The 25,075-nt window shown below is 36.5% G+C and carries 24 protein-coding genes; 14 read left to right on the forward strand and 10 right to left on the reverse strand.

The window, feature by feature from the left end; all coding sequences use genetic code 11:
• Positions 1-12 precede the first annotated feature (12 nt).
• The 5 genes from J655_RS14525 to J655_RS14540 all read left to right on the forward strand — a co-directional run bounded on the left by J655_RS14525 (position 13) and on the right by J655_RS14540 (position 9,203).
• Positions 13-1,548 (forward strand): hypothetical protein, encoded by a 1,536-nt coding sequence (locus J655_RS14525; RefSeq protein ID WP_032052589.1) that lies wholly within the window; start codon positions 13-15, stop codon positions 1,546-1,548.
• On the forward strand, positions 1,548-2,201 hold the full coding sequence (locus tag J655_RS14530; protein ID WP_032052590.1) for a hypothetical protein: 654 nt from the start codon (positions 1,548-1,550) through the stop codon (positions 2,199-2,201). The genes J655_RS14525 and J655_RS14530 overlap by 1 nt, the downstream gene beginning before the upstream one ends.
• Before the next feature lie 73 nt (positions 2,202-2,274).
• On the forward strand, positions 2,275-3,789 hold the full coding sequence (locus J655_RS0104530; RefSeq protein WP_228132272.1) for a hypothetical protein: 1,515 nt from the start codon (positions 2,275-2,277) through the stop codon (positions 3,787-3,789).
• Positions 3,789-5,297: a hypothetical protein gene (locus tag J655_RS14535; RefSeq protein ID WP_032052591.1), complete on the forward strand. Its 1,509-nt coding sequence runs from the start codon at positions 3,789-3,791 to the stop codon at positions 5,295-5,297. Before J655_RS0104530 ends, J655_RS14535 begins: the two co-directional genes overlap by 1 nt.
• A gap of 75 nt (positions 5,298-5,372) precedes the next feature.
• Entirely contained in the window at positions 5,373-9,203 is a 3,831-nt protein-coding gene (locus tag J655_RS14540; RefSeq protein WP_032052592.1) for a DEAD/DEAH box helicase family protein, read from the forward strand.
• A 94-nt stretch (positions 9,204-9,297) separates the two neighbouring features.
• On the opposite strand, the gene J655_RS14545 is transcribed toward J655_RS14540, so the two are convergent.
• Entirely contained in the window at positions 9,298-10,362 is a 1,065-nt protein-coding gene (locus tag J655_RS14545; protein ID WP_032052594.1) for a hypothetical protein, read from the reverse strand.
• Positions 10,363-10,559: 197 nt separating this feature from the next.
• Here J655_RS14545 and J655_RS14550 point away from each other — a divergent pair, with 197 nt between their 5' ends.
• The 5 genes from J655_RS14550 (at position 10,560) to J655_RS14570 (ending at position 13,475) form a co-directional block, all read left to right on the forward strand.
• Positions 10,560-11,372 (forward strand): hypothetical protein, encoded by an 813-nt coding sequence (locus J655_RS14550; protein ID WP_032052595.1) that lies wholly within the window; start codon positions 10,560-10,562, stop codon positions 11,370-11,372.
• The gene (locus tag J655_RS14555) at positions 11,372-12,067 is read left to right on the forward strand and encodes a hypothetical protein (RefSeq protein ID WP_032052596.1); all 696 of its coding nucleotides are present in this window, start codon (positions 11,372-11,374) and stop codon (positions 12,065-12,067) included. The genes J655_RS14550 and J655_RS14555 overlap by 1 nt, the downstream gene beginning before the upstream one ends.
• Positions 12,060-12,278, forward strand: coding sequence for a hypothetical protein (locus tag J655_RS14560; protein ID WP_032052597.1), 219 nt, complete (start codon positions 12,060-12,062; stop codon positions 12,276-12,278). Before J655_RS14555 ends, J655_RS14560 begins: the two co-directional genes overlap by 8 nt.
• Before the next feature lie 124 nt (positions 12,279-12,402).
• Entirely contained in the window at positions 12,403-12,708 is a 306-nt protein-coding gene (locus tag J655_RS14565) for a holin (RefSeq protein WP_032052598.1), read from the forward strand.
• Entirely contained in the window at positions 12,705-13,475 is a 771-nt protein-coding gene (locus J655_RS14570) for a TIGR02594 family protein (RefSeq protein ID WP_032052599.1), read from the forward strand. Before J655_RS14565 ends, J655_RS14570 begins: the two co-directional genes overlap by 4 nt.
• Positions 13,476-13,665: 190 nt before the next feature.
• Here the strand turns inward: J655_RS14570 and gorA are convergent, their stop codons facing one another.
• From gorA to J655_RS14605, 7 genes are all read right to left on the reverse strand, one after another.
• Positions 13,666-15,018 carry a glutathione-disulfide reductase gene (gene gorA, locus J655_RS14575; protein ID WP_032052600.1) on the reverse strand — a complete coding sequence of 451 codons (1,353 nt, stop codon included), beginning with the start codon at positions 15,016-15,018 and terminating at the stop codon, positions 13,666-13,668.
• The gene (locus J655_RS14580) at positions 15,011-16,225 is read right to left on the reverse strand and encodes an MFS transporter (protein ID WP_032052601.1); all 1,215 of its coding nucleotides are present in this window, start codon (positions 16,223-16,225) and stop codon (positions 15,011-15,013) included. Before J655_RS14580 ends, gorA begins: the two co-directional genes overlap by 8 nt.
• Positions 16,226-16,467: 242 nt before the next feature.
• A complete protein-coding gene (locus J655_RS14585; protein WP_031980783.1) occupies positions 16,468-17,031 on the reverse strand; it encodes a TetR/AcrR family transcriptional regulator in 564 nt (187 codons plus the stop codon).
• A 96-nt stretch (positions 17,032-17,127) separates the two neighbouring features.
• Positions 17,128-17,682: an OsmC family protein gene (locus J655_RS14590; RefSeq protein ID WP_032052602.1), complete on the reverse strand. Its 555-nt coding sequence runs from the start codon at positions 17,680-17,682 to the stop codon at positions 17,128-17,130.
• A gap of 86 nt (positions 17,683-17,768) precedes the next feature.
• Positions 17,769-18,104 (reverse strand): carboxymuconolactone decarboxylase family protein, encoded by a 336-nt coding sequence (locus tag J655_RS14595; protein ID WP_013197542.1) that lies wholly within the window; start codon positions 18,102-18,104, stop codon positions 17,769-17,771.
• A gap of 27 nt (positions 18,105-18,131) precedes the next feature.
• A complete protein-coding gene (locus J655_RS14600; RefSeq protein ID WP_031980784.1) occupies positions 18,132-18,926 on the reverse strand; it encodes an SDR family NAD(P)-dependent oxidoreductase in 795 nt (264 codons plus the stop codon).
• A gap of 111 nt (positions 18,927-19,037) precedes the next feature.
• A complete protein-coding gene (locus tag J655_RS14605; RefSeq protein ID WP_032052603.1) occupies positions 19,038-19,445 on the reverse strand; it encodes a thioredoxin family protein in 408 nt (135 codons plus the stop codon).
• A 281-nt stretch (positions 19,446-19,726) separates the two neighbouring features.
• On the opposite strand from J655_RS14605, the gene J655_RS14610 reads away from it, so the two are divergent.
• The 3 genes from J655_RS14610 (at position 19,727) to J655_RS14620 (ending at position 22,609) form a co-directional block, all read left to right on the forward strand.
• The gene (locus J655_RS14610) at positions 19,727-20,836 is read left to right on the forward strand and encodes an alkene reductase (RefSeq protein ID WP_031980787.1); all 1,110 of its coding nucleotides are present in this window, start codon (positions 19,727-19,729) and stop codon (positions 20,834-20,836) included.
• Between the two features lie 83 nt (positions 20,837-20,919).
• Positions 20,920-21,621, forward strand: a complete 702-nt coding sequence (locus J655_RS14615) for a DsbA family oxidoreductase (RefSeq protein WP_031980788.1) — start codon at positions 20,920-20,922, stop codon at positions 21,619-21,621.
• A gap of 694 nt (positions 21,622-22,315) precedes the next feature.
• Positions 22,316-22,609 carry a hypothetical protein gene (locus tag J655_RS14620; RefSeq protein WP_005073911.1) on the forward strand — a complete coding sequence of 98 codons (294 nt, stop codon included), beginning with the start codon at positions 22,316-22,318 and terminating at the stop codon, positions 22,607-22,609.
• 37 nt (positions 22,610-22,646) lie between these two features.
• Here J655_RS14620 and J655_RS14625 read toward each other — a convergent pair whose 3' ends face one another.
• Complete coding sequence (locus J655_RS14625) at positions 22,647-23,183, reverse strand: GNAT family N-acetyltransferase (RefSeq protein ID WP_032006906.1); 537 nt, start codon at positions 23,181-23,183, stop codon at positions 22,647-22,649.
• A 28-nt stretch (positions 23,184-23,211) separates the two neighbouring features.
• Positions 23,212-23,661 (reverse strand): Lrp/AsnC family transcriptional regulator GigD, encoded by a 450-nt coding sequence (gene gigD / locus J655_RS14630; RefSeq protein ID WP_032052604.1) that lies wholly within the window; start codon positions 23,659-23,661, stop codon positions 23,212-23,214.
• A gap of 147 nt (positions 23,662-23,808) precedes the next feature.
• Between gigD and kynU the strand changes: the two genes are divergently transcribed.
• Entirely contained in the window at positions 23,809-25,059 is a 1,251-nt protein-coding gene (kynU, locus tag J655_RS14635; RefSeq protein WP_032006907.1) for a kynureninase, read from the forward strand.
• Positions 25,060-25,075 lie beyond the last annotated feature (16 nt).

Below are 25,075 nucleotides of genomic sequence, written 5' to 3' on the forward strand. Positions count from 1 at the left end.
TTTGGCTTAGTTATGTCTTCTCGGTTCTTATCGTTGTTACTCGGTGAAAATGTTAATTCATATGATCAGCAATTTGATACCTCTAATCAGGATGCTACGGCGCAGCTTTATGAATCCATGGCACCGTTTTCACTTGGGACCAATCAAACTAAAGCCAATAAGAAGCGTACTCGAAAGGAAATTTTCACCAAATGGGAGAGAATGTTACGCTTTGCCCCAATCGCTGAGGGTATGGGGATTCATGTTTCTGCAGCTTTAGGCGGAGATTCTTATAGCGGCCAACAAGTGTTTATTACACCAGCACAACGTTTGAAAAAGGCAAATGGCCCAGCAGCTGAAAAAATAAAAAAACAGCTAGATGAACGCCGTGATGTCATGGAAAAGCTGATCAATAAGTATTTAAGTAAGCTTGCCCGAGATGCGATTTCATTTGGCGATTCTTATGCCCGAATTTATGGGAAAAAAGAGAGTGGAGTAATTGACCTCCTTTGTAATGAGTATACTTATCCGCCATTAATACAGCCATTCGAACAGGGCAGTAAAACTGTCGCATTTTTTTGCTTAGATCCCCGAAATTGGCAGAAAACTATTACCAAACTAAATACTATTCAAATGGTACGTTTCAAAATGCCCCGTATGAGCAATATTGCTCAATATGAACTTGTTGAAACTGGCCTTGTAACTAAAATGTTAGAAGGAGATGACCCAGATGAATTACCGATTTTACCAGCGCATTTAGGTGGTTCATTTCTATACGAAATTGAAGAAGTTTATGATGATGTGATTCTTGCATTGGCATCTATGAACAGCCAGCAGATTGCAGATACAGTAAATCAGATGTTCTTGACGGTAAATATGTCTGGAATGCCGCCAGCACAACGCCAAGCCTATGTTCGGGGTTTAGAAGGTTTACTTAAAAATCATGAGACATATGTTCGTGATGCTTTATCAGATGGCGAAGCCGTTTGGAATACTGCTTTTCACATGCTGCCAGTATTTGATGAGAAGCAAGTTCTAAATCCTGTTGGTGATATCAAACTTCAAAGAAGCTCACCTATTAATATTGAACAATTCATGATTAATGTCCGTTTGTTAATGGGCGGGATAGGTCTAGACCCAAGTATGGTAGGGTGGGCTGACATGTTAACTGGTGGTATTGGTGAAGGCGGAGCGTTCCATACTTCAGCGCAAATAATGCGTAGGTCACAAGACATTCGTACAGCAGTAACTGAAGGGATTAATCAGATTCTTCATTTGGATTGGGGATTTGCATTTAATGAACAATTTGAGCCTAAAGATTATCCTTGGCAAGTTGAATATTATACAAACCAAACTGCAGCAGCTACTGAAGAAATCAGTAATGCCCAATCTAGAATGAATACAACACTACTTAAAACCCAAGTGATTGCCGCTTTAAAGGAGACAAACTTAGATGTAGAAACTATGGCCTATATTCTAGAGCGCGATGCAGGTATGAAATATGATGAAGCTCAATTATTAGCTGAAAGTATTTTTAAGAGCCGTAAATTTTCTGAGGATGAAGAATAATGGCTTTTTTTGAATATGAAACACAGAATAAAACGTCTAATAACAGTTTTGGTAATGTTATAAGTCCATTCAAGGAACGTTTCGCAAGAAATCCTGTCTTATGGTCTGGATTGACAGTTGATAAAGCTGTTTCTCATTATCAAGAGCTCTATGCATTAGGAACTCTCTCGGCCGCCCATTTTGGAATAGAAATTAGACCTTATCGGGCAAATAGTAAGATTGCCCAAGCGAATATTCCAATTTTTGATCCTTCCAATAAAATCGCATGGTTAGCCAATAATGTTGATGTATCTCTTCTGGATGCACAAACAGATTCAGTACATGTTGGACACCATCAACTCAACTATATAACCGGTAATGCCTCGAATGAATTAAGTATCTCATTTATTGAGACTAAAGCTGCAGCTATTGCAAATAGTGCAATAGCCATAAAGCAGATAATGTTTAATAAAGATGGTACACAACCGCCACCTATAGAATATTTAATGCGTTTGAAAATATATGCTTTTGATAAAGCTGTAAGATCTCAACATCATTTTGAAATTGAGCATTTAGTATCTCTACAAGCTGGTAATTTGCCTCTAGATGCCGCAAATAAAGCCCATTCAATAGTCACTTTAAATTTCACTAAAATGTTCCCGAACTTAAAATAAGCTATGGAACTCATTGGCTTTTTACATTCAATAGATTGAGAAAATATCCTCAAATTAAAATGAGGATAACTCCGTGAGTGTTAAATCAATTTTTACTCAAACACATGCACCACATCAAAGCCGATTAGTACCTGGTTTTGATTCAATGGTGAATAGTGGCGCTTGTTCAATTGGATTTATTAAAGGTGATTACCGTCAAATTAATGCCTTAGTCACTGAAGACTACACGGAAAATGACCTCTGGCGAGTGATTAACTTAAAAGGGCAGAAGAGCGGAATCGAAGCTTATGATTCAGTTGCCATACTTGGTGCAATTGATGATCAGCATGCTGGTGAACTAGCAATCTTACAGTTTGGACGCATGTTTGACGCTTGTGTTACAGATGTAATTGAAACAAATCAATTTGGTCTTAAACGCCACCTATCTTCCAAACAATTTAATTTGTCTGGGTCTAAACCAATTCAAAGATGGCAATTAGAGAAATTACAGAACGTGATTGCTGCAGAAACACCTCAATGGGATGGTATCAGTTTAGTTTCTCATGATGGTGATACAGCAAAACTTCTTTTAGATATGCAGCGAAATGATGACCATAGTCAGCTGCTAAGTAAATTTGATGGGTTGCCTACGCTATTATCTAGTCTGGAAGTAGAAGAAGCTCATTATGATTCTATTATTGTCGATTACCAGCATTTAGAGCAGCTGTCTGCTATTTTGCATCACGCTATGGATCAGTTTTCTAAAACTGGTGTTAAAGTCATTAACGTTACTGAAAGTAAGCCCTTCAAGCATAAAAAAGTACTTCAAATTGCGCTTACTTATGATTTTGATGACGGTCAAAACTTCACAATCCTTTTTCATAAGCCAGATCGATTTTCAAAGAAAATTAGTTCTGCAGATTCATTAATTTCATGGAAGATCTTAATGAACAATCGCGATATTACAGCTGCAATTCAGCCTAATCAGGGAGAAGGAATTTCAATTCCTGTTCTCGCTGGTCGAATCATGAAGTTAATTAACCAAAATAGTAATCGTTTTAAACGCTTACAAGCTAAAAAAGCCGAAAAAGCTAAAGCTTTGGCTGAAGCGGAAAATCGGGTTTTGGAAAAGCAGAGTTTATTGGCATCTTTAAAGCAAGAAATAGAAAGTTTGCAATCTGAATTAGATAATTTAGCTATTTCCAAAAGTAAACCGACACCAGAAGTGACACCTGAACCGGCACCGGAGGTGACACCTGAACCAGCACCAGAGGTGACGCCTGAACCGGCACCAGAGCCGACACCAGAAGTGACACCTGAGCCAACACCAGAAGTGACACCTGAACCGGCACCAGAGGTGACACCTGAACCAGCACCAGAGGTGACGCCTGAACCAGCACCAGAGGTGACACCTGAAGAACTACAAAATCTATCAGCTTCGGATACTTCAAATCCTTTGTATAAGTCAATCATTGAAGGACAAGTAGGCGTAAGTTTGGAAGTACTAGAACAAGTTCGAGATGAGGCTGAGAAGAATTTAGAAGACCCTTTATTAATTCCAGCTGTAACTGAGTTGCTTAACCAAATTAAAGTTAAGGAGAGCGTTTAATGTTACTTAAATTTATTACGCCTTCTGTAATAGCTACGGACCCTTTGATTGTAATTGATCAAATGATTAGTTTCTTTAAACCAACGAAGTCCTTAACAGGGCTTTTACGGGGCAGAACTAATAATGTTAAGACAGCCAAAGGGGAAAAGATTTCTACTGTCTTCGCCTTAGTCGATATTGATCAAGTCATTGCGTCTCATACGGCGACAGGTGCAGAAAACCCAAACTATCCTCAAGAATTACAACCGCGAGATCGTAGCCGTGAATCATCACAAGCATGGGTACATAAAACCGCTAATGATTTAGATCCCGAAAGCCTTGGCCGCTCAGGGCGGGCAGATACAGGAGCACCGATAACTGGAGACGATTTAGTTGTGGAGTCAGGAAACGGTCGAACCATGGCAATCAAGCTTGCATATGAGCAGGGCACCGCAGATGAGTATAAACAATGGTTAATTGATGAAGCCGATTACTTTGGTTTTAGTTCTGAGCAAGTACAGGCCATTTCTAAACCAATATTGATACGTATTCGTACCACTGAGATTGATAGAGCACAATTTGCTATTGATGCAAACCAAGATGATAAGTTGTCATTTACAGCTACAGAACGAGCTAAAGCTGATGCTAAACGATTAGATGATAATTTACTGGCTCTTTTTAACCCGAGTGAAGACGGTGATTTATTAGCAGTAAGTAATCAAAAGTTTATTCAAGGTTTTTTGACTAAATTAGGTGATACGGAAGCAGCCCAGTACACCACGAAAGATAAAAAACCAACACAAGCACTGATAAACAGAATCAAGGCCGCAATTTTTAGTAAAGCGTACAATGATGATCGTTTGCTAGAAATGATGGCTGATCATACAAAACCAGATCTTCAAAACATGCTTAATGCGTTGGGTGTTGCTGCGCCTAAATTTATTGAAGCACAAGCTATAAGTCGTGGAAATGTTCAAGATATATCGGATCAAATCGTTGAAGGTATGGAGCAAGCCATTGATCAACGTGTTGCTAATGCAATTATTGATGCAGCAAATACCATTTTATCTGCAAAGCAAAATGATCAAGATATTGTTGAGTTTGTAAAGCAGCAAGGGCTTTTTGAGGATCTAGGGGAAGGTGTTGCTGAGCTCGCCGTGTTTCTCGCCAAGAATAGCCGCAGTTCAAAAAAAATGAGTATGTTATTTAAAGCTTTAGCTGAATTTGCAGAGAAACAGGCTATAGTTAGCAGTAATGTAGGTTTGTTTGGTGAGCCTGAACCAGTAAGTGTCAAAGATGCTATCCAATATGCACAACAAGTGCTTGGTGATGATTTCATTAGTGTGCAAATGTACGATTCTTTGATTGAGTCTAGTAGCTCATGTAGATCTAAAATAATTCGATTAACCAGAGAAGGGGCCGAACGTTTCCACAATGCTTTGAAAATTAAAATTACTCAAGTTGATGACATTGAAAAAACAGAAGTGAACAAAATTAATGACATTCTTTTCGAAGGGTTAGATATTTAGTTCTGGAACCTACTCAAAATTAAGTACTTACGATCATTCAACATAGGAATATAAAGTTCCTATGTTGAGGGATATATGTCCATCTTAAAGCTCAAACCAATCACTAAAGACACTGTATTGGTTGCGATTTATTACATGATTGATTTCATGCATTTTCAGAGCAATATTGCTCGGTTTTTCCTTCTTATCATCCATAAGCAAATAGAACTTAACTTGTCTGTAGCGAAGCAAGCATTATCCTTTGCACGTCAAGAAAGTGACTTTCCAAAATTGGATGAAGTAGTTGAAGTCTTATATGCGGAAGCTATCAAAAACATTGATGAATCAGTTATTGAACACCTAAATAACGGTTCGAGAAATGTTATTGAGCAGTTGGAGATTATTGTCTCCCTTTTTGCATGTGAAAAAGAGCTGAAGCCATACACAACTAAAAAGAATAAAACGCTACAGGTTATTGGTCTAAAAGGCATCAAATTAACAAAAGCTAAAGAATATGACCCTTATGCCTTTTATTCTCAGGGTGAAATTTTAGTACGTTCAAAACATCTTAAAGCCATTCCAGACTCACTTCTTTCCGAAGATCAGCAACTAGTAAAAGGGTTATTCTCCTATGTATCAAATACCAATTCAGATGTGGAATCAGTTGGCGAATTTCGTTTCAGATCCAGAGGACCAATTGTTTCTGCAAATGGATCAGGAAAAAATGAACTCGAGACTGCAGAAGCAATCAGAAATGATGGAGAAACTGGGGATCTCAGAAACAGTAGTACTGGCTTATCAAAAAGTGATGATGCAAGTTTACTTGGCGGCCGAAATCCAAGAAATGAATCTTCAGATGGAGATAGTAGAACCAGTACTAACCGGATTAACAGCAGCGGAAGCGGTGAACTATCTGGTAAGAGATCATCTCTTAAACGAGCAAGAGATCGATCAATTGTACAAACTGCTAAATCAGTTAGAGCTGCCATAGATGAAAAGCTGGAAGCTCAATTAAAAGCAGATAATGTTGAAACTGTTTGGAGTGATGCTTCAAATATTGATGAAGCTTTGCCATATCTACAACCTGCACAGCGTGGGGATGTTTTTAAAACGGAAAAGCACTTAATCGAGGAAAATAAGAAGGGTATTCTTTTTACAAATGGCACAGGTACAGGCAAAACCTTTACTGGGCTGGGTGTTGCAAAGCGTTTTATTAATGCTGGTCTTAAGAATATTTTGATTGTTACCCTAAACGATAAAATCGCTAATGACTTTGTAAAAAGTTCAAGTCCTTTGCATATAAAGGCTTATAAATTAAAAAGCATTAAAGATAACGGCGGTGATGAGCACTCAGTAGTGGTCACAACATTTGCTAATTTTGGTCAAAACACAAGTTTGGTTCATAAACATTGGGATCTTATTTTAATTGATGAAGCCCATACTCTTTCACAATCATCTGATGGTAAATCAACTGCAGCCTTAAACAAGCTACGAGCATTAACAGGTCATTTGCGAGGTTTTAATGAATGGTTTGATAATAAATTTGAAGATCAGATGCCTACTGAAGAACTCGATGAAAATGGCAAAGAAACTGAACAATACCTAACTGCTTATAACAAAATGCAGGTCCTTAGAAATGAACAAAGAAAAATCTGGAATCTGAACTGGAAACACCAGAAAAGTAAGTGCAAAGTTGTTTTCTTATCTGCTACGCCATTTAGTTATCACTTTTCACTTGATTGGGCGGAGGGCTATTTATTTGATTATATGTCACCTTCTGTATCTATTGATGACCAAGGTAATTTAGCAGAAGGTTTTGGTAAGGCTCGAGAGCACTTTTATATGGGAAATCTTGGATATCGAAAACGATATGGAAAGTTGACCCGTCCAGAGGCCAAGGTGGATACGGGTGTACTTGAAAGACAGTTTGCCGAAAATCTTAAAAACACTGGTGCCATGTCTGGACGCGATTTAGAAGTTAATTTTGACTATGATCGTAAATTTATTCTAATAGGCTCTCGTGTTGGTGAACTTATTGATGAAGGTTTAACTTATCTTCGCAATGGTTATAAAGAAATCGAAGGACATAAAACACGAACTTTTGAAGAATGGGCTGCTCAGACCGGAAAACCAACAACAGGCTGGGGACGTCATGCATCGATGCAAGAATATGATCGTTTATTCACTGGAAATCGTTTTAAAAACATATACGAAATTATTGCAAAGCGATTTGATTATTTAGCAAGACGCCGTTTGTTAGAAGCTATTAAAGCTGAAGCTTGTGTTGATATGGTGAAAAAGCACTTAGCATTAGGCCGTAAAGTAGTTATTTTCCATGATTATAATGAAGGTGGTGGTTTTGCACCTTTCTTAATTAGTCAGTTTGATATCGAAAAATATGAGAGCCATTTAAGAGATGATATTGAGCTTGAATATAATTCATTCAAGGAAAATCGCCCAGATCTAGTGAATCTCAATCTTGACTACGATTCACCAGTTGAGACTTTAAAGAAAGCATTTCCAAATGCTCTATTATTTAATGGCCGCATTTCAAAGCAACAACGTGAATCTAATGTAGGGTTATTTAATACAGATGGTAGCGGGCACGATATTCTTATTCTGCAGTCAGATGCTGGTTCAACTGGAATTAGCTTGCATGATACGACTGGTAAACATCAGCGAGTTCTAATTAATATTGGGCAGCCAACAAAGCCTGCCAAGTTAAGACAGACAGAAGGGCGTATCTATCGAACAGGACAGGAATCGAATGCTATTCAGAGATACTTAACCACTGGTACTGCATGGGAACGTGCAGCATTTGCAGACACGATTGCTGGACGTGCAGAAACGGTAGATAACTTTGCAAAAGGTGCTGACGCTGTAGTAAGTATCAAAGAAGCGCTAATTCAGGCTTATGAAGATGCAAAATATGAAGAGCCTAGTCATAATGATGGTATTGGTGGTAAAGCATATGATGAAGAAAATGCCCGTATTGCTAAGCTAACGCCATTTGATCAAGCACTAACGTTCTACTATGCAAAAGGCAAACGTTCTGAAAGTCGTGATAACCGTGAAGGTAAGGAATGGTATGCAACGCCTGAACCACTTGGATTCAAAATGATTGAATGGGCAGGGGTGCACACAGGTGATTCCGTGCTTGAGCCAAGCGCTGGTGATGGCGCTATTGGTCGATTTGTTCCGCAGGATGTAGAACTGACAATGATTGAACCGACTGAATCTTTAGCTAGTCGTGCTCAAATGGCTAACACTGGTGCAAAAGTAATTGTTGATACATTCGAGTCTTTAGAAACTTTAAATAAGTACCATGCGATTGTGATGAATCCGCCATTTGGTCATGCTGGTTCCTTGGCAATTCAACATATCAAGAAAGCTTTTGGTCATCTTTATGATGGTGGGCGTATTGTTGCATTGGTACCACGTGGTTCGATGGATTCAAAAGTTGACGAATTTATTGAAAGCACACCTGGTGCAATTATGACAGCTGAAATTTGGTTGCCTCAATCAACCTTTAAAAATGCTGGTACCGCCGTTTCAACTCGCATCATCATTATTGAAAAACATGCAGGCGCTAATGATGTTCCAATAACACGAGAATTAGACTTTACGCACCTTACAAGTGTTGAAGACCTCTTTTCAGAAATCCGTGACATCGCAATGCCTCCTAGAAAACTACGCATTGATGAGCAGCTTGCTAAGTATGAACTTTATGTCAGAACTGAACGTAGTAAGTATGTTTTCAATGGTGACGGCGTTGATAAACCTCAGATTAAGAATATCATGTTGAAATTCTGGGGCTCAGAAGTTAATGAGTTTGATGAAATTGTTATGCCATATAACAAGTCTGCTGAAATCATTAAGAAGATTGATGAATTTGAGCAAGAAAACAATATTAAGCTAGCTGCATAAGTTTAGATTGAAAAATACGCTCTTGATGAGCGTATTTTTATGAGCTTATTGATTCGAAAATATAAAATTTATAAATATTATAACTTTGACGAATTCATAATTTAGGAAATAAGGAACTTACACGTGCACCTACTATACTTCGTGAAAGTAAAAATTTACCTTTTATTATTTCAATAATATTCCCGTCTTTATCCAAACTGAAATGAGCAATTTTGGGATGGTTAAATAAAAAATCAGGAATTGGATATTTAGCACGAGGATTATGAAAAATATACAAACCATCAAAGACCGATTCTGAATACTCTGATTTAGGAATGCCATTATGAATATCTGGGATTAACGTGTCCTCATTTACTTCATCCCTAGTGTAAAGCGCATTAAAATAGGTATATTTATTTGCTTCAGTTACTTCAGCTAATGCTTGCACTTTCCCCCAATTAGCATACGGGTTATAAAATACACCACTAATATGTTCATACTCTGAAGTTGTAAAAAAACCGAGGGGAATTTCTGCTCCATTATCTTTCTCAATAAAATCCATTCTTTCTCTTGGAATGTAGTTGAGTTCATCCGAAATCGCCCTTTCTTCATTAAGATAAATTCCATATAGGACTGCAATTAAACCGCGATGACCTATAAAGTGGGAATGAGGACGATCAAAAGAATTAAGACCTATAATAAAAGGTTTACCAACTACATGTGGATATTTGCAATAAGATTTTGTATATTTTTGAGATTTAGTGACAATAGAATTGGCAATTCTAATAATTGATTTCCTATTGAACTCTTTAAAGTCTATATTGAAATTTAAATAGTCTTCTGAAAAACCATATGCTGGTGACCCATCTTGTTCAGGATTTGCAATAGTCGCTTCAATACAAAAAGATGAATTATTTTTGTTGCACACAAAGTCTGGCGCATTATGTTTATAGTCTATATCAATATTTTCTGATTTAAGGATTTTATTTAGATATAATTCCATCAAAGAAGATTCAAAAGTAGTTTGGAATTCTTTTACAAATTTATTATCTCTATCAACAAAACCATCTGCCCAATCTAAAATTACATTCCTTTCAGCATACATTGCTTCATTTGATAAAAATTTAAAAATATAATGCTGTTTTTCAGTTTCAACAATTGGTGTGAATAAATCTAACATTTTTAAATTCTCAAATAAAAGCTTAAATAAATAATTTCAATTCCATCATACTAAAAAATTGCTCACAATCAACTTGATACAAAAATAACTAATTATTTTTTTAATATTTTTAGTCGATGTAATGTTGGAACAAAGCTAATAAACGGTCTTATTTTTTAATTGATAATAACTTTATTTTTATGAGTTAGTACTTAAATATGTCCAAAGCTTTAGCTTATGCACCAGCTGTGAATACAGCAAAAACTAAGTTGCCAAGTACTGAGTCAGATCCTTTCTACGGTTCTATTTCAAAGCACAAATACGCTGAGTTTTCTCTATGTGATAAAGATGGAAACGCAATTGCATCACCAGTAATTAGAGCATTGCTTACTGAAGGCGACAAAAGTATTGAGAGCCAATGGCAAACACCTTTTGAAAACAGTAATCCAGAATTAAAAATGCCTATGCTCATGGCTAATCTTCAAACTGGACAAATGCTACAAGCTGCTGCAACGCTAGGAGAGAACTCACCATTCATTTCAGCATTAAGTGATATGGCTTCTGGTCCTTTAGCAACTGCTGAAAGCGCACTTAAAAGCGTTGAGGGACGCACAAATTTAACCAAAGTGAATACAACTCAAGTATTCCTATCTACCTCTTCAGTACGTCTCAATTTATCAATCTTTTTCTTGGCTTTTAGTGATGCGAAATCAGAAGTTGAAGACAGAATTATGCAATTGGAGGCATGGAGCCTGCCAGTATCATTATCCTCTGATTCTACGCTGCAAAATGTCGTTAATGATTCAAATACAACCTTAGAAGGTTTGTTTTCAGGGGTTATCCCACCTTTTGTATCTCTTACTACACATGGCAAAACTTATAAACCTTTTATTATTGAAAGTGTTTCAGCACCAATAGTTGCACCAATTGATGAAAAAGGTAACCGGTTAAGTTTAGCCGTCAATATTAGTTTAATGAGTCGAACTGCATGGGACTCAAAAGACATTTACTCATTATATGGAGGCAACTAATGATTACATTTGATCCTGTGCCAGTTGGTGAAAATACCTTTCTAATGCAAGAGCTGAGTTTTGAACAGTGTCTTAAAATTTCAATCATTGCACCAAATTTTAATGAAAAAAGACTTACAGCTTTTCTTAAGTCAGCTTTAGACAGTGGGGACCCTTTACTTTTAACAATTCAGGAACGTTATCTGCTTCTGCTTAAGTATCTTGAAAAACAAAGTAATACCATGTTGGAAGTGAATACAGACTGGTCTAAAGTTTTCCTTCAATCAGAAAATAATTGGAAAACTGAAATTACTCAAAATGGAGTTACGGTTAGACAGCTCATTGGAATGGAAGCGGAGTTCTTAGAGGCAAATTGCAAGAATGTCGCTGAATGGATTGCCTGCATGATGTCATTTCAGTTGAGTTATTCTAATCATGAGCACTTAGCTTTATTACCCGATAGAACAAAACCTCAATTATTTGAAGAACAATTTAAGCAGCGGCTAGATTTTATTAAGAAAATGCCAGCTAGTGATTTTGATTTGTGTTATCAGGATTTTAATAATTTAAACAATGAGTTGTTTACTCATTTAAGGTTAAGTGTTGATAACCACGGGATATTAGTAGAAAGAGGTGCAGATGACGCGCCTGCACGATTTCGCATCGCTTCCGTTTTTACAGGAATCATCAAAGAGTTGGACCGATCTTTTGCTTGAGACAGCAAGTAGTATTTCTGAAAACTGCCCAATGCCTTTATCAGATGCGTTGAAAATGCCTTTGAGTTTTGAAAGTACTTATTTCAATTCATCAGCATGGGAAACCCGTAAGAAGAATCTAGAAAATGACATCGAACGTCACAACGCTTTTATAAAGTTGGGTCAGGAAGTCATTAAAGGTCTTAATGCTTTAGCTAGTAGAAGTCGATAAAAAATTAATAATTAAAAAGCCTGAATTATTCAGGCTTTTTTTGTGCTTTGTATTTGGAACCATACTCCATTTTGAACAATAACACTTGCAAAAATAGCTACAAATGAAATCTGGGGAATAGGCCATGTCTGAGCATCAGACACTTGAAATCACACTCACTAGCTTTGCCAATAAAACAACTTTTTTGAGTGGCATTGCTAGTGCAATTGGTTCTTTAGCATCTTTCAATTGGTTGAGCTATACAGGTGCAATTGTTGCTATTGCAGGCCTATTCATCAGCTTTGTTTTTCAGTGGAGACGTGATCGTCGGGAACGTAAGGAAAGTGCACTTCGTGAAAAAGTGAGCAAATTACGTGAACAAGAAAGCGAACTGCGTATCAAGGCTCTTTTAAATGAGCAAATGAATCAACAAAAGAGGAAAGATGAATGAAGTTCATTGAAAATAGTGCTTGGAAGTACCTTTCAGTCAAGTTGCCCGCAGTAGGTGCATTCATCATGCTTATTCTGCTACCAGCATTACAATGGGGGGTAGATTATCAAGTTATCCCTGAAAAATATCATGCGTTTGTGACTGGTACTTTAATGCTGGGCCTGTCATGGATCGGAAAGAAAATTTCTCAGCCGCGTATTAACGGGCCTCAATTATCGGGCCAGTTAGTAGGAATCAACACTTTAATGAATATTCCTACACCGACAAAGCTTGATGAATTAGCTTGGATAGCTGAAGCAAAAAAACATATTGGTCTTCAAGAAATACCAGGTAAACAGCACAATCCAACTATTCTGAAATGGTTAAAAGAGCTTAAAGCTTGGTGGGCGGATGATGAAACAGCGTGGTGCGGTACTTTCGTTGCTCATTGCTTGAAATCAGCTGGTATTGCTTATCCTAAGCATTGGTACCGTGCATTGGATTACGTGAATTACGGTGCAAAACTAACAAAACCTGCTTATGGTTGTGTTGCTATTAAAACCCGTAAAGGTGGAGGCCATGTTTGTTTTGTCGTAGGACGTGATAAGACCACTGGGAAACTTGTTTGTCTTGGTGGTAACCAATCAAATAAAGTGTGTTACGCGCTATATAATGATTCAGATTTCCAAGAGTTCCGTTGGTATGGACATACTCCTCAACCAGCAAGTAAGCGTTACACCTTACCGCTATTAAGCGGAGTGACAGCAATTAGAGTTACTGAAGCATAATGAAGTTACTATTACTTAGCTTTCTTCTATGTGGTTGTACTGCACATACAATTAATAGCAATGTAAATGTCTCTATTTGCGTAAAAGCGATTTAAAAAAAGCCCTATAAATAGGGCTTTTTATTGAATTAAAAATCAGTCTTCTTTTAATAAATGCTCTACTTCAATGATTATCTCTGGCATTACAATAATCAACGCATCGTCACGAATTCTTCAGATGATGTAGGATGAATAGCAACGGTATTATCAAAGTCCTTTTTAGTTGCACCCATCTTTAGAGCCACTGCAAAGCCTTGTAGAATTTCATCCATATTCAAACCAATTCCATGGATACCAACAATTTTTTCCTCTACACCTACACATATAAGTTTCATTTTAGTGAGTTGTTTATGTTGTGCCACGGCGTCATACATTGCTGTAAATGAAGATTTGTATACTTTAACCATATCTTTGCCAAATTCTTCAATCGCCTGTTCTTCGGTTAATCCAACTGTTCCAATAGGCGGGTGACTAAATACTACAGTGGGGATATTGTTGTAATCTAAGCATTCATTAGGCTTGTTATTAAATAACCGTTCTGCGAGCCTACGTCCGGCAGCAACTGCAACAGGTGTTAATTCAACCTTTCCAGTAATATCTCCAACTGCATAAATACCAGCGCGTGTTGTATTTTGGAACTTATCAACTTTGATAAACCCTTGTTCATCCAATTTTACATTTGTTAATTCAAGTTGGAGAGCTTTGGTATTGGGTTTCCTTCCAACAGCCCAAATAAGACAATCTACAACTTGTTGAGTTCCATCTTTTAAATGCAACATGATAGAACCGTCTTCTAATTTTGTTACTTTACTGATTTCAGCATTTTTATGAATTTTAATATTCTCACTCTGCATAATTTCTAATAATGCTTCTCCTAAGAACTGATCTAGATTACGTAGGAGTTTTTCGCGTCGAATAAAAAGCTGGACATCTGAACCTAATGATTTAAGGACACCAGCTATTTCTACTGCAATATATCCTGAACCCACAATAGCGGTACGTTTTGGTAGTACTTCTAAATCAAAAAAGCCATTTGAATCGATACCATGTTCAGCCCCTTCAATTGCAGGCCAACTCGCTTCTGTACCAGTAGCTATGAGAATGTGATCAGCTGTTAATAAATCTCCGTTTACTTCAATTGTGTTTTTATCAATAAATTTTGCAAACCCATGTATGACATCAACATTATTTTTACTGAGGACATTGTTATAAGAGGTATGAATTCTTTCGATATATGCCTGTCTATTTCTAATGAGTTTCTGCCAATCAAATGATTTTACTTCCGTAGTAAAACCATATGATGGCGCATATTGACGAATTGCATCACTAATATGAGCAGCGTACCACATCACTTTTTTAGGGACACAGCCAACATTAACGCATGTGCCACCAATATCTCCCGCTTCAATTAATGCACATTTTTTTCCATACATGGCTGCTCGATTTACAGAGGCTATACCGCCACTACCTCCACCAATTGCAATATAATCGTAATGTTTAGACATGGATAACTCCTTTATTTGCTGAATAGTAGAATCCAGCAACACCTAGAATGGGGCCAATCAATAATATCCATGCTGAATCCAAGCCAATTATTTCAAAGGCATAGGTTGTCAATGCAATAGATATGATAGTCAGTGTAAAACCAATTGAATTTTGAATAGCTAATGCCGCACCAACTTTTTCGGATGGACAAGATTGGGCGGAAAGCGCAGAGAATTGCGGTGAGTCTGCAATAACAGATGCTCCCCAGATCGCAAATAAAACCAATAAGAACCACGCAGGTAAAAAACGCCAGCCTAGAGCAAATACCAAGCAACTAAAACCTGAGATAGATAAAGATCCTATAGCAACATATCTATTACCTATATATTTAGAAAGATATCCGCCCACCAAGCAACCAATTGCTCCACATGCCATTACAAAAAAAGTAAGGAGCGAAATGTTGTTGTATCCCAATTTTTCTGGAATACCTGATTTAGCAATAAATAAAGGAATAATCGTCCAAAAGGCATATAATTCCCACATATGACCAAAATAGCCTATAGCAGCTGCACGAAATTTTCGAATTTTGAAAACCTGAAAAGTACCACCTGATGACACTATATTTTGTGATTTTGGAGAGACTGTTGGGTCTCCTAGCTGGTAAATTAACAAGGCTGCGATCAATGCAAGACTTGAAGAACAGATCATGACTGTTTGCCATGCAAAATGAGTGGGGAAACTATTAATAAAATAGGGAAGAGCTGTGCCTAATGTCAGCATAGCAACTAATTTTGCTAGTGCTCGCCCAGCCTGATGAGGTGCCCATAGAACGATAAGTTTCATTCCGATTGGATAGATCCCTGCAAGACATAATCCCACGAGAAAACGATATATAAGGGCATCCATAAATCCATGAGCGAACCATGCAAAGCAGAAATTAAAAAAGGCGCCTAATAGTGCTGAACAAACAAAAATATGTCTGGCTTTAAAGCGGTCTGCTATTTCTGTATAAGCAAATACAAAAGTTCCAATGATAAATCCTGCTTGAACAGCGTTGGTAATCCAACCAATATCTGCAACTTTTATTTGCCATTGTTGCATTAAATCTATTGCTGCACTATTTGCACTAAACCACAATGATGTGGCCAATAATTGAGCCAAACTAATAATAGTAGTGGCATGTAAGCCATAATTTTTTTTATTATTCTGAATGTTGTAACCTACCATATAGGGGCACTCCCATTTAGGTAGACTAATATTTAAAGTACTACCATAAAATTAGAGATTGTCCGATGGATATTTCATCTGACATAAAAATTAAACTAATTTTGTTGGGATGGTCATAGCGGGTGCTATATATGGACGAATATAAAGGGAATGCTTTATTTAAAGCATTCCTATATTTATTTACTTTTATTAGAAATAGATTAGATATTTGAATTAAAAAGATTTAAATATCTGAGCTAATCTTAAGAAAGCACGCCAACAATTTTTCCTATTACCTTAGGATCAAGCTCTGTCCCTTTATTCATTGCCCATCTTACAAAACTACTTCCTTCCATTAAACTCAATAATTGAAAGGCTTGCTGATTTGCATCACCTTCGGCAAGTTCTCCATTTTCTACACCTAAATGGATGATTTTTTCTATCCAAGTTAATTGGATTTCAAAATACTTTCGAGTTAACTCCTGCATGCTCTCTGGTAAAACAGCCATTTCAGCAGCAAGAGCTCCACATAACGGTAACATTCCTTCAGACATTGAGCTTCTAAATAAGGAAGCAAAGGCACAAAGGCGTCCGAATGCATTAGGAAAATCACGTTCGATTTTTTCAAAATCTTGAATAGTCTGTTCAATATATGTTTCGACTATTAAAATTCCTAAATCTTCTTTTTTGGGAAAATAATGATGAATACTGGCTTTTTTAATTCCAACAATCTTCTCTAAATCAGCATAACTAAAAGCAGCATAACCTCTTGATCTCAACATAAGCTCTGCTGAGTTAATTAAACTTTGGCGAGTATCAATGGTCATATTCGTAGTTCCCAGATTAGAGAGATTTGGCGGCATACTATAGCATTGTTGTTAAAGATGAATCATCAGATTAACGAGTATGCCACCCATCACATATTATTTGTTTGCAATCACTAATTGCGGTTTCATTTGAATTGATCGTGAAAAATTGGCGAAATTTGGTGAAGTTTTAAGAACAGCACTATGTATTTCATCCAATTGTTCTTGTGTCCCATCTGTATCAATAACTACAGTGTATTGGACTTCATCATATCCAGGATTAATTTTTTCATCTAAGCCTAAGAAACCTCTGAGATCCAGCTCTCCAGAAGTATCAATTTCTAATGAATTAATCTTGACACCTTTAGTAGCAGCAATAGCTACATAAGCAACTGTAAGACATGCATTAAGTGCCGCCATCAATAATTCTTGTGGGTTAGGTGCACTATCTGTTCCTAAAATTTCATGAGGTTCATCAGCAGCTATATGGAAGTTACGTTCATAAGTCTTACCAAAAAGTTCATAAGATTTCACAGTGGAAACAGAACGTGTTTGACCCGCCCATCTTGTTTGTACGTTAAAACGAGCTTTTGAAGTGGTAGGATTCTGGCTTACTTTATCTGCAAATTGTTGAAAAGCATTTAGATCAATTTCATTCACTACATTGTTCATTATAGAACTCCAATTAAGATATAAATTTTGGTGAATGGAGAATAATTTCCCCATTACTAAGCTTGTTTATGTAACCTCTAGTGAAGTTACATTTCGTCATAAGCATCTAAAGTTCGTGCTGAGTAAACATAGGCTGCACCAGCATTTAAAGCGATAGCAGTTCCTAAAGCTGCCGCAACTTCTTCTTTTGTAGCGCCTGCTTTTTTAGCTGCGCCCGCATGAGCTGATATACAACCATCACAACGCGTAGTAACTGCTACTGCCAACGCAATTAACTCGTGAGTTTTTGCGTCGAGTACTTTATTTTCACGCGTCGCAACTTCTAAGTTGTGAAAAGCAGTGGCAACGGGTTTATTTGCTTTTGCAAAATTACCAATATTTTTAACTAATGCAGATAATCTGTTAGTCCATTCACCGTTCATTTTTGAAACCTCATCATTTATTAAATATTATTTGCCTAGTTTTCTTGATGCCATGACACCACCATCAACATCCCAAATAGCACCAGTTACCCAAGATGTTTTTTCGGAAAGAAGGAATACGATAGTTTCTGCTACATCATTTGGGGTACCATTTCTTCCTAAGGGATGAAAACTATTGAAATCTTGAAGTGCATTATCTAATTGATCTGAAGGAATAAATCTTTCGAAAATACGGGTTTCCACCATTCCAGGGCTAACAGCATTTACTCGAATTCCATGTTCTGCTAGCTCTGCAGCCACATGACGAGTCATAGCTTCTAAACCCATTTTTGCCATTGAATAGGCAGATGCTGTGACAGTTTCGATAGCTTGGCGAGCTGCAACGGCAGAAACATTTACAATTGATCCTTCTTTATTTTGCGCAACCATTGATGAAGCAACTTGTTGGGTAATAAAGAAAAATGCGCGGTTTAGGTCTAGGAAATTGTTATAGTCACTTAGCGAATGCTCTAGGAAGCTTTTAGGATAAAAAATTCCTGCTGAATTAACTAATAAGTTAATGTCTTTATGTTCACTATCCAATTTGCTAATTAACTTTTGAACACTATCAAAATTTGTTAAATCAGCAGTCAGTGCAAAAACTTGTTCTTCACTTGTCATAGCAACTAATTGTTTACGGGCTGTCTCGGCTTTATCTGCGCGATTGCCAACAATTACTACCGTCCCTCCTTGTTCAGCGACTTTCTTTGCTGTTTCTAAACCAATGCCACTAGTACCACCAATGACGAGAAGTTTCTGGCCTTTAAATTGTTGCTCACTCATAAGATCACCTAATCATTAATATTGATTAAAAGTAGCCTACCTACTAGTTGGTTTGTAGATTATATGGGCTAATTTTAAATGTCAAGTACTAACAGAAAATAGTTTAGAAAATTATTCAGCTTTAATCTCAGATTTCGTTAAACACAGAGTACCAATGGAACTCTTTGCTTCGTTTTTCTCATCATTGTTTGATTCAGATTTTATGAGTTCATCTAAAGCTTTTTGATAATCGGATATAGGTTTTACTCCAACAATACGATGGATTAATTGCCCATCCTTGAACATTAAAACAGATGGCAAACCCCATATATTATAACGAGTTGTTAAAACAGGTGCCTGATCAACATTAACTGTGCCAACAATTACATTATCTTCAATACTTTCCACAAAAGTATTAAATAATCTTTCGCTATTGTGGCACGGTGGACACCAAGGAGCATAAAAACGGACTACTGCTAAACCTTCTTTCCATTCAATTTCATGAAAGGTATCTTCATTTAAAGTGTGTAATTTACGCATTATAAAACTTCCTCTTTTCTGTATTTACAGATTCACAATCCAGTTAAAGGATAGTATTTAATCAATTGTTAACCGAAATTAAATTCAGGTTAAATTAAAAATACTCTTGCCTACCTACTAGTTGGTTGATATAGTGGCATCAACTTGTCATTTGTGCAATAGGAATGAGGGAGTGCAAATCTTGTACTTCACAAACAGGTCATTGCCTGAGTCATTCATTGATTGATGAGTGTCGTTAAAGAAATTTCTTAATTATCTGTAAATCTCTCTAGAGGTCTGTGATGAATAAATTATTCACTCCCCATAATTTGGTGGATATTCAATTAAAAAACCGAGTAGTAATGGCGCCTATGACTCGTACGCGAACATTGAATGGTGTTGCAGATGAACTTACTGCGCTTTATTACTCCCAGCGAGCTTCCGCAGGTCTAATCATTACTGAAGGCTTGCCTGTTTCTGAAGAAGGGCGTGGTTATTTATATACGCCTGGTTTATATAATAATGAACAAATGCAAGGATGGAAAAAAGTTACTGCAGCAGTGCATGCAAAAGGTGGTCGTATTTTTGCTCAGCTCTGGCATGTGGGAAGAATGTCGCATGTTTCAGTTTTACCTGATAATCAAGTACCTGTATCTTCTGGAGTTATTCCAGCAACCAATACTACAGTATTTGCATATACTGATTCGGGTGAACCCGGTCCGGTTGCGCCAAGTAAACCTAGAGCTTTAGAAACTGAAGAAATCAAACGTGTTACTCATGATTTTGTTAAATCTGCACAATTAGCAATTGAAGCAGGGTTTGATGGCATTGAAATTATGGCTGCAAATGGATTCATCTTTGACCAGTTTCTCAGTACTGAGTTAAATAACCGAACAGATCAATATGGCGGAACTGTTGAGAATCGCCAACGTTTTCTTCTAGAAACTATTGATGCTATTTCCCAAGAAATTGGCCATGACAAAGTGGCTGTCCGACTTTCTCCTTTTGGTCGTATTTATGACTTGGCACCTTATGAAGGCGAGGTTGATACTTGGGCAAATATTGCGTCAGCTCTTGGTAAACGTAAATTGGCCTATGTCCATTTGTACTATCAACCTACCTATGAAACAGCACCTTTAGAAGCCCAAAATTTTAAAACTTTATTCAGAGAAACTTTTTCTGGAACTATTATCGCAGCTGGTGGCTTTAATCAACAAAGTGCTGAGGCGGCATTAGAAAAAGGTGAGGTCGATTTAATTGCTTTTGGTGTCCCTTATATTGCTAATCCCGATTTAGTCGAGCGGATGCAAAATAACTGGCCTTTGGCAGAAAGTGATCGCACAACTTACTATGGCGTAAGTGGATCTCCGGCAAAAGGCTATACAGATTATCCGCATTATAACGGCCAATAAACAGTGGAGTGCCTAGTGGATTTTTTGATGCTAGGCATTAAAACTTCGTGTTTTAAACATCTAATGAATTTACTGAGATATTTATGAAAACTTTACCTTCACAAATTACCGTAGATATATGGTCAGATTTTGTTTGCCCTTGGTGCTGGATTGCTAAAAAAAGATTTGAGAAAGGTTTAGATGCCTTTGAACATAAAAATCAGGTAACTATCCAATATCACAGTTACCGTCTAGCAAGTGGCCTTACACCACAGCCTTTTAAAGATGCATTGTATAAAAAATTTGGTGGGAAAAGTGGAGCTGATGCGATGATGAGCCATGTAAAAAGTGCAGGTGAGCTAGAAGGTCTGATCTATAACTTTAATAGTATGCTTTTTGGCGATACTTTAGATGCCCATGCCATTGTAAAGTTGGCGCAACAGAAGGGTGTTGGTGAAGTATTAACAGAAAAGTTTTTTAAGGCAAGCATAACTGAAGGTAAGTCTATTTTTGATCATAAGGTGTTGGTTGAGCTTGCTAATGAAGTTGGAGTTCCTAGTGAAGAAGCTAATAGTGCTTTTAGTAATATTTCGTTTAAACAAGAAGTTTTAAAAGATGAAGCCAGCGCACATGCCATGGGCGCTAGTGGAGTGCCACTTTTTATTGTAAATGGTAAATATTCAATTAGTGGTGCTCAGTCTGTAGAAACTTTTTTAAATGTATTAGTGCAGGTATGGGAAGAAAAGCAGAATGAACTAAAGTTCACAGAAGGCCAAAGCTGTGGTATTGATGGTTGTAGTATTTGATTGTGTGGTTGAATAAATTGATAGGGTAACTTATTTGTCACCCTATCAATTTTTAAATACAAGGCTAACAATCCCCAAGATCACAATTCTTTTCTTAAGCTAAGAAATCAGTAAAGTATTCGTCAATTGAATATCATTTTTGTAACTTATTATTTGTGTACATACTTGTGTACATATTTTTATTATAGCTTGAATTTCTGTTTAAAAGCTCATATAAATCAATTATTTGACAAAAGTACCATTCTTATCAAACATTACGATTTTAGACATATCTAAATATCTCCAAAATCATTTAAAGCAAATTTTTTAAGACACATCTACCATATATCCTTTTTAAAATCATTAATTAAAGAAACTTCGAGATATAAAATTAATTTAAAACTCCACCCATTAATTCTTTCAAAAGGTGTTTTGATTAATGTGATGGGTAGGGAGGATAAATGATTTGAAAATTATAGCGTGTAATTTTGCAAAACAGGAAACAATAATAAGTGCTTTTTAGTGGATAACTTTTACTGTGTTTGAAGTAAAAATAGACAGGCAAAGTTTATAATTAAGAAATCTTAAAAGGCTATCTATATTTATGGTTAATTTTGCTTACATAGGATACGTATTGACATACATTTTATAAATTGAAGGATACTTGTTTAAAGATATATTTAAAATTAACCCTAATAAGAATATAGAGAAAGCAATGAAAATTGGATTTATTGGCGGAGCCAATGACGGTATTGTAATCAATGCTGCTGATGGCCTTGATACTTATAAGCTTGAATGGCATTACAAAGCAGAAAAGCACTGTGAATCACAGCCAACATTAGGTCTTAATGGGCCTGAGTATGATTACTACAACCTATTAATACTAAGAAAAAATAAAGAGGCTAAACTCTTTTATGTACTCACTACAATGGGAAAAGATGATATCGCAAGTAAAATCCATGAGTATTGGGAGTCCTCTACATCTGTTGGCTATGATTTCGATGATTAAGAAAATTTTTATTAATAATTTAAAATTTTGACTTTAATCAAAAAATAAATGAAGAGCTTGTAATTTCATATAACACATGTGCTTTTAGTTGGTGATGGAGAGGAACCTTGGGATGATCAAAGTTTTTAACTTTGTGCATTCCAAGTCTTTCCATGACGGCTTGAGAGGGTGTATTTATGTTAGCGGTAAATGAAACGATCTTATCTAAATTCAGTACATTAAAACCATAGTCTAAAGCCGCTTTTGCTCCTTCAGTTGCATAACCTTGTTTCCAGAATTCTTTTGCAAGTCGCCACCCGATTTCCACACAAGGAGAAAAGTCAAATTGTTCAGGTTGGCTATGTAAACCAATAAACCCGATAAATTGATGGGTTTCTTTTAATTCTACTGCCCAGAAGCCCCAACCATTTTCATTAATGAGAGATGAAATTTTTTGGATTAAATTAAGGCTTTCTTGGGGTGTTAATAGAGTTGGGAAAAATTGCATAACATCTTGATCCAAGCCCATTGTTATGAAAGGCTCAACATCACTTTCTTTCCATTGTCTTAAAATTAAACGTTTTGTTTCGATCATGAGATGTCTCTTTAATAAAAATAAGGGATTAAAGTGGCTTTTGCACAATCTTTTGTAAAATGATCTTGGAATTGATGCTCACTACACCTTTTATTTTATTTAAGGTATTAATGACGAAATGAGAAAAAGAACTCAAATCTTTGGTCGCAACGTGTAAAACATAATTAGATTCGCCAGTAATAATATATGCATTAATGACTTCATCAAAATTTTTGATCTGACTTAAAAAGAAGTTGTGATCATTTTCTGTGAGTTGGGCAAGCTTTATTTCGACAATTGCCTCAATTTTTATACCTAGTTTTTCATAATTAACTTTCGCTTGATATTTTTCAATTACACCATTGCTTTCTAAAATTTTAACTCGCCGATGACAAGCTGAAGCCGAAAGGTTAACGAAATCCGCCAGTTCTTGGTTACTTAACCGAGCATTATCTTGTAAATATTTTAAAATTTTAAGATCAATTGCATCTACATTCATTTTCGAATTTCATCCATGTTTTTTAATTTTAATTCGAATTTTATACGAAAATAGCAAATTTTAATCAAATATTATCGAATAAATCAAAAGAATTGGCGTGATAAAATTCAAATACAAAGGAAATGTTGAAAATAGGTGAAATAACAAATGATTACTCACGAACAATGCTGCTATTGGGATCAGGAAGATGAACTCAAAAAGTTTAAAGATGAATTTGCACTGCCAGAAAATATCATTTATTTAGACGGGAATTCTTTAGGCGCAAGACCAAAAAAATCATTAGAGGTTGCTCAGCATATTATTGCAAAAGAGTGGGGTGAGGACCTTATTAATAGTTGGAATAAAGCCGATTGGTGGGGACTACCGACTAGACTCGGAGATAAAGTCGCGCAGCTTATCGGTGCTGAAAAAGGTGAAGTCGTTATTTCAGACTCAACGACCCTAAATTTATTCAAAGTTTTATCAGCAGCGGTAAAAATTCAAGCTGAAAAATTTCCGGAACGTAAAATTATTGTTGCAGAAAAAGATGCCTTTCCAACCGATATTTATATTATTGAAGGCTTTATCGATTTGATTCATCAGGGTTATCAAGTTGAATTGATTGATGGCACCGATGATTTATCTCGTGTTTTAGCAAAAGATGTGGCGGTTGTTGTTCTTTCTCATGTGAATTATCGGACTGGATATTTCTATGATATGGAATCTATTAATCAACAAATTCACGCTAAAGATGCTTTGATTATTTGGGATTTATGTCACTCGGTTGGTGCGGTACCTATGGATCTTAATCAGAGCAATAGTGATTTTGCGATTGGTTGTACTTATAAATATTTAAATGGTGGCCCAGGTTCTCCAGCGTTGTTATGGGTAAATCGAAAGCATCGTGATCAGTTCTGGCAACCTCTCTCAGGCTGGTGGAGCCACAAGAAACCTTTTGATATGGCTCAGCACTATGAACCAGCTAACAGTATTCGCCGTTACTTGTGCGGAACTCAACCCATCATTTCTATGAGCCTAATTGAATGTGGTATCGATATTTTCTTACAAGCTGATATGCAACAAATACGCGAGAAATCACTCAAATTAACTGATTTGTTTATTCAACTTGTTCAACAAGAATGTGCTCAGTTTGGCTTTGAACTCATTACCCCTTTAAACCATAAATATCGTGGCAGTCATGTCAGTTACAGACATGAGTTTGGCTATGAAATTATTCAGGCGCTTATTGCGCGTGGGGTAATTGGGGATTATCGAGAGCCGGAAGTATTACGTTTTGGAATTACACCTTTATATCTAGGATTTGAAGATATTTGGAATGCCGTACAACAACTTAAGCAAATTATGCTGAATAGTGAATGGAAAAATGAGCGTTATCTGGTGCGCAGTGAAGTGACCTGATCATTAAGGGTTAATA

This window comes from Acinetobacter sp. 1294243, assembly GCF_000588015.1.
GTDB classification, from domain to species: domain Bacteria; phylum Pseudomonadota; class Gammaproteobacteria; order Pseudomonadales; family Moraxellaceae; genus Acinetobacter; species Acinetobacter pittii.

What these genes read in the sequence shown, in the direction of transcription:
- J655_RS14590 (WP_032052602.1), bottom strand. Translation starts at nt 17,682, where the DNA reads ATGAACAATGTAGTGAATGAAATTGATCTAAATGCTTTTCAACAATTT.
- J655_RS14600 (WP_031980784.1), bottom strand. Translation starts at nt 18,926, where the DNA reads ATGAGTGAGCAACAATTTAAAGGCCAGAAACTTCTCGTCATTGGTGGT.
- gorA (WP_032052600.1), bottom strand. Translation starts at nt 15,018, where the DNA reads ATGTCTAAACATTACGATTATATTGCAATTGGTGGAGGTAGTGGCGGT.
- J655_RS14625 (WP_032006906.1), bottom strand. Translation starts at nt 23,183, where the DNA reads ATGATCGAAACAAAACGTTTAATTTTAAGACAATGGAAAGAAAGTGAT.
- J655_RS14585 (WP_031980783.1), bottom strand. Translation starts at nt 17,031, where the DNA reads ATGACCATTGATACTCGCCAAAGTTTAATTAACTCAGCAGAGCTTATG.
- J655_RS14565 (WP_032052598.1), top strand. Translation starts at nt 12,403, where the DNA reads ATGTCTGAGCATCAGACACTTGAAATCACACTCACTAGCTTTGCCAAT.
- J655_RS14615 (WP_031980788.1), top strand. Translation starts at nt 20,920, where the DNA reads ATGAAAACTTTACCTTCACAAATTACCGTAGATATATGGTCAGATTTT.
- J655_RS14595 (WP_013197542.1), bottom strand. Translation starts at nt 18,104, where the DNA reads ATGAACGGTGAATGGACTAACAGATTATCTGCATTAGTTAAAAATATT.
- J655_RS14580 (WP_032052601.1), bottom strand. Translation starts at nt 16,225, where the DNA reads ATGGTAGGTTACAACATTCAGAATAATAAAAAAAATTATGGCTTACAT.
- J655_RS14535 (WP_032052591.1), top strand. Translation starts at nt 3,789, where the DNA reads ATGTTACTTAAATTTATTACGCCTTCTGTAATAGCTACGGACCCTTTG.
- J655_RS14550 (WP_032052595.1), top strand. Translation starts at nt 10,560, where the DNA reads ATGTCCAAAGCTTTAGCTTATGCACCAGCTGTGAATACAGCAAAAACT.
- J655_RS14530 (WP_032052590.1), top strand. Translation starts at nt 1,548, where the DNA reads ATGGCTTTTTTTGAATATGAAACACAGAATAAAACGTCTAATAACAGT.
- J655_RS14540 (WP_032052592.1), top strand. Translation starts at nt 5,373, where the DNA reads ATGTCCATCTTAAAGCTCAAACCAATCACTAAAGACACTGTATTGGTT.
- J655_RS14570 (WP_032052599.1), top strand. Translation starts at nt 12,705, where the DNA reads ATGAAGTTCATTGAAAATAGTGCTTGGAAGTACCTTTCAGTCAAGTTG.
- J655_RS14620 (WP_005073911.1), top strand. Translation starts at nt 22,316, where the DNA reads ATGAAAATTGGATTTATTGGCGGAGCCAATGACGGTATTGTAATCAAT.
- J655_RS14610 (WP_031980787.1), top strand. Translation starts at nt 19,727, where the DNA reads ATGAATAAATTATTCACTCCCCATAATTTGGTGGATATTCAATTAAAA.
- kynU (WP_032006907.1), top strand. Translation starts at nt 23,809, where the DNA reads ATGATTACTCACGAACAATGCTGCTATTGGGATCAGGAAGATGAACTC.
- J655_RS14525 (WP_032052589.1), top strand. Translation starts at nt 13, where the DNA reads ATGTCTTCTCGGTTCTTATCGTTGTTACTCGGTGAAAATGTTAATTCA.
- J655_RS14545 (WP_032052594.1), bottom strand. Translation starts at nt 10,362, where the DNA reads ATGTTAGATTTATTCACACCAATTGTTGAAACTGAAAAACAGCATTAT.
- gigD (WP_032052604.1), bottom strand. Translation starts at nt 23,661, where the DNA reads ATGAATGTAGATGCAATTGATCTTAAAATTTTAAAATATTTACAAGAT.
- J655_RS14605 (WP_032052603.1), bottom strand. Translation starts at nt 19,445, where the DNA reads ATGCGTAAATTACACACTTTAAATGAAGATACCTTTCATGAAATTGAA.
- J655_RS14555 (WP_032052596.1), top strand. Translation starts at nt 11,372, where the DNA reads ATGATTACATTTGATCCTGTGCCAGTTGGTGAAAATACCTTTCTAATG.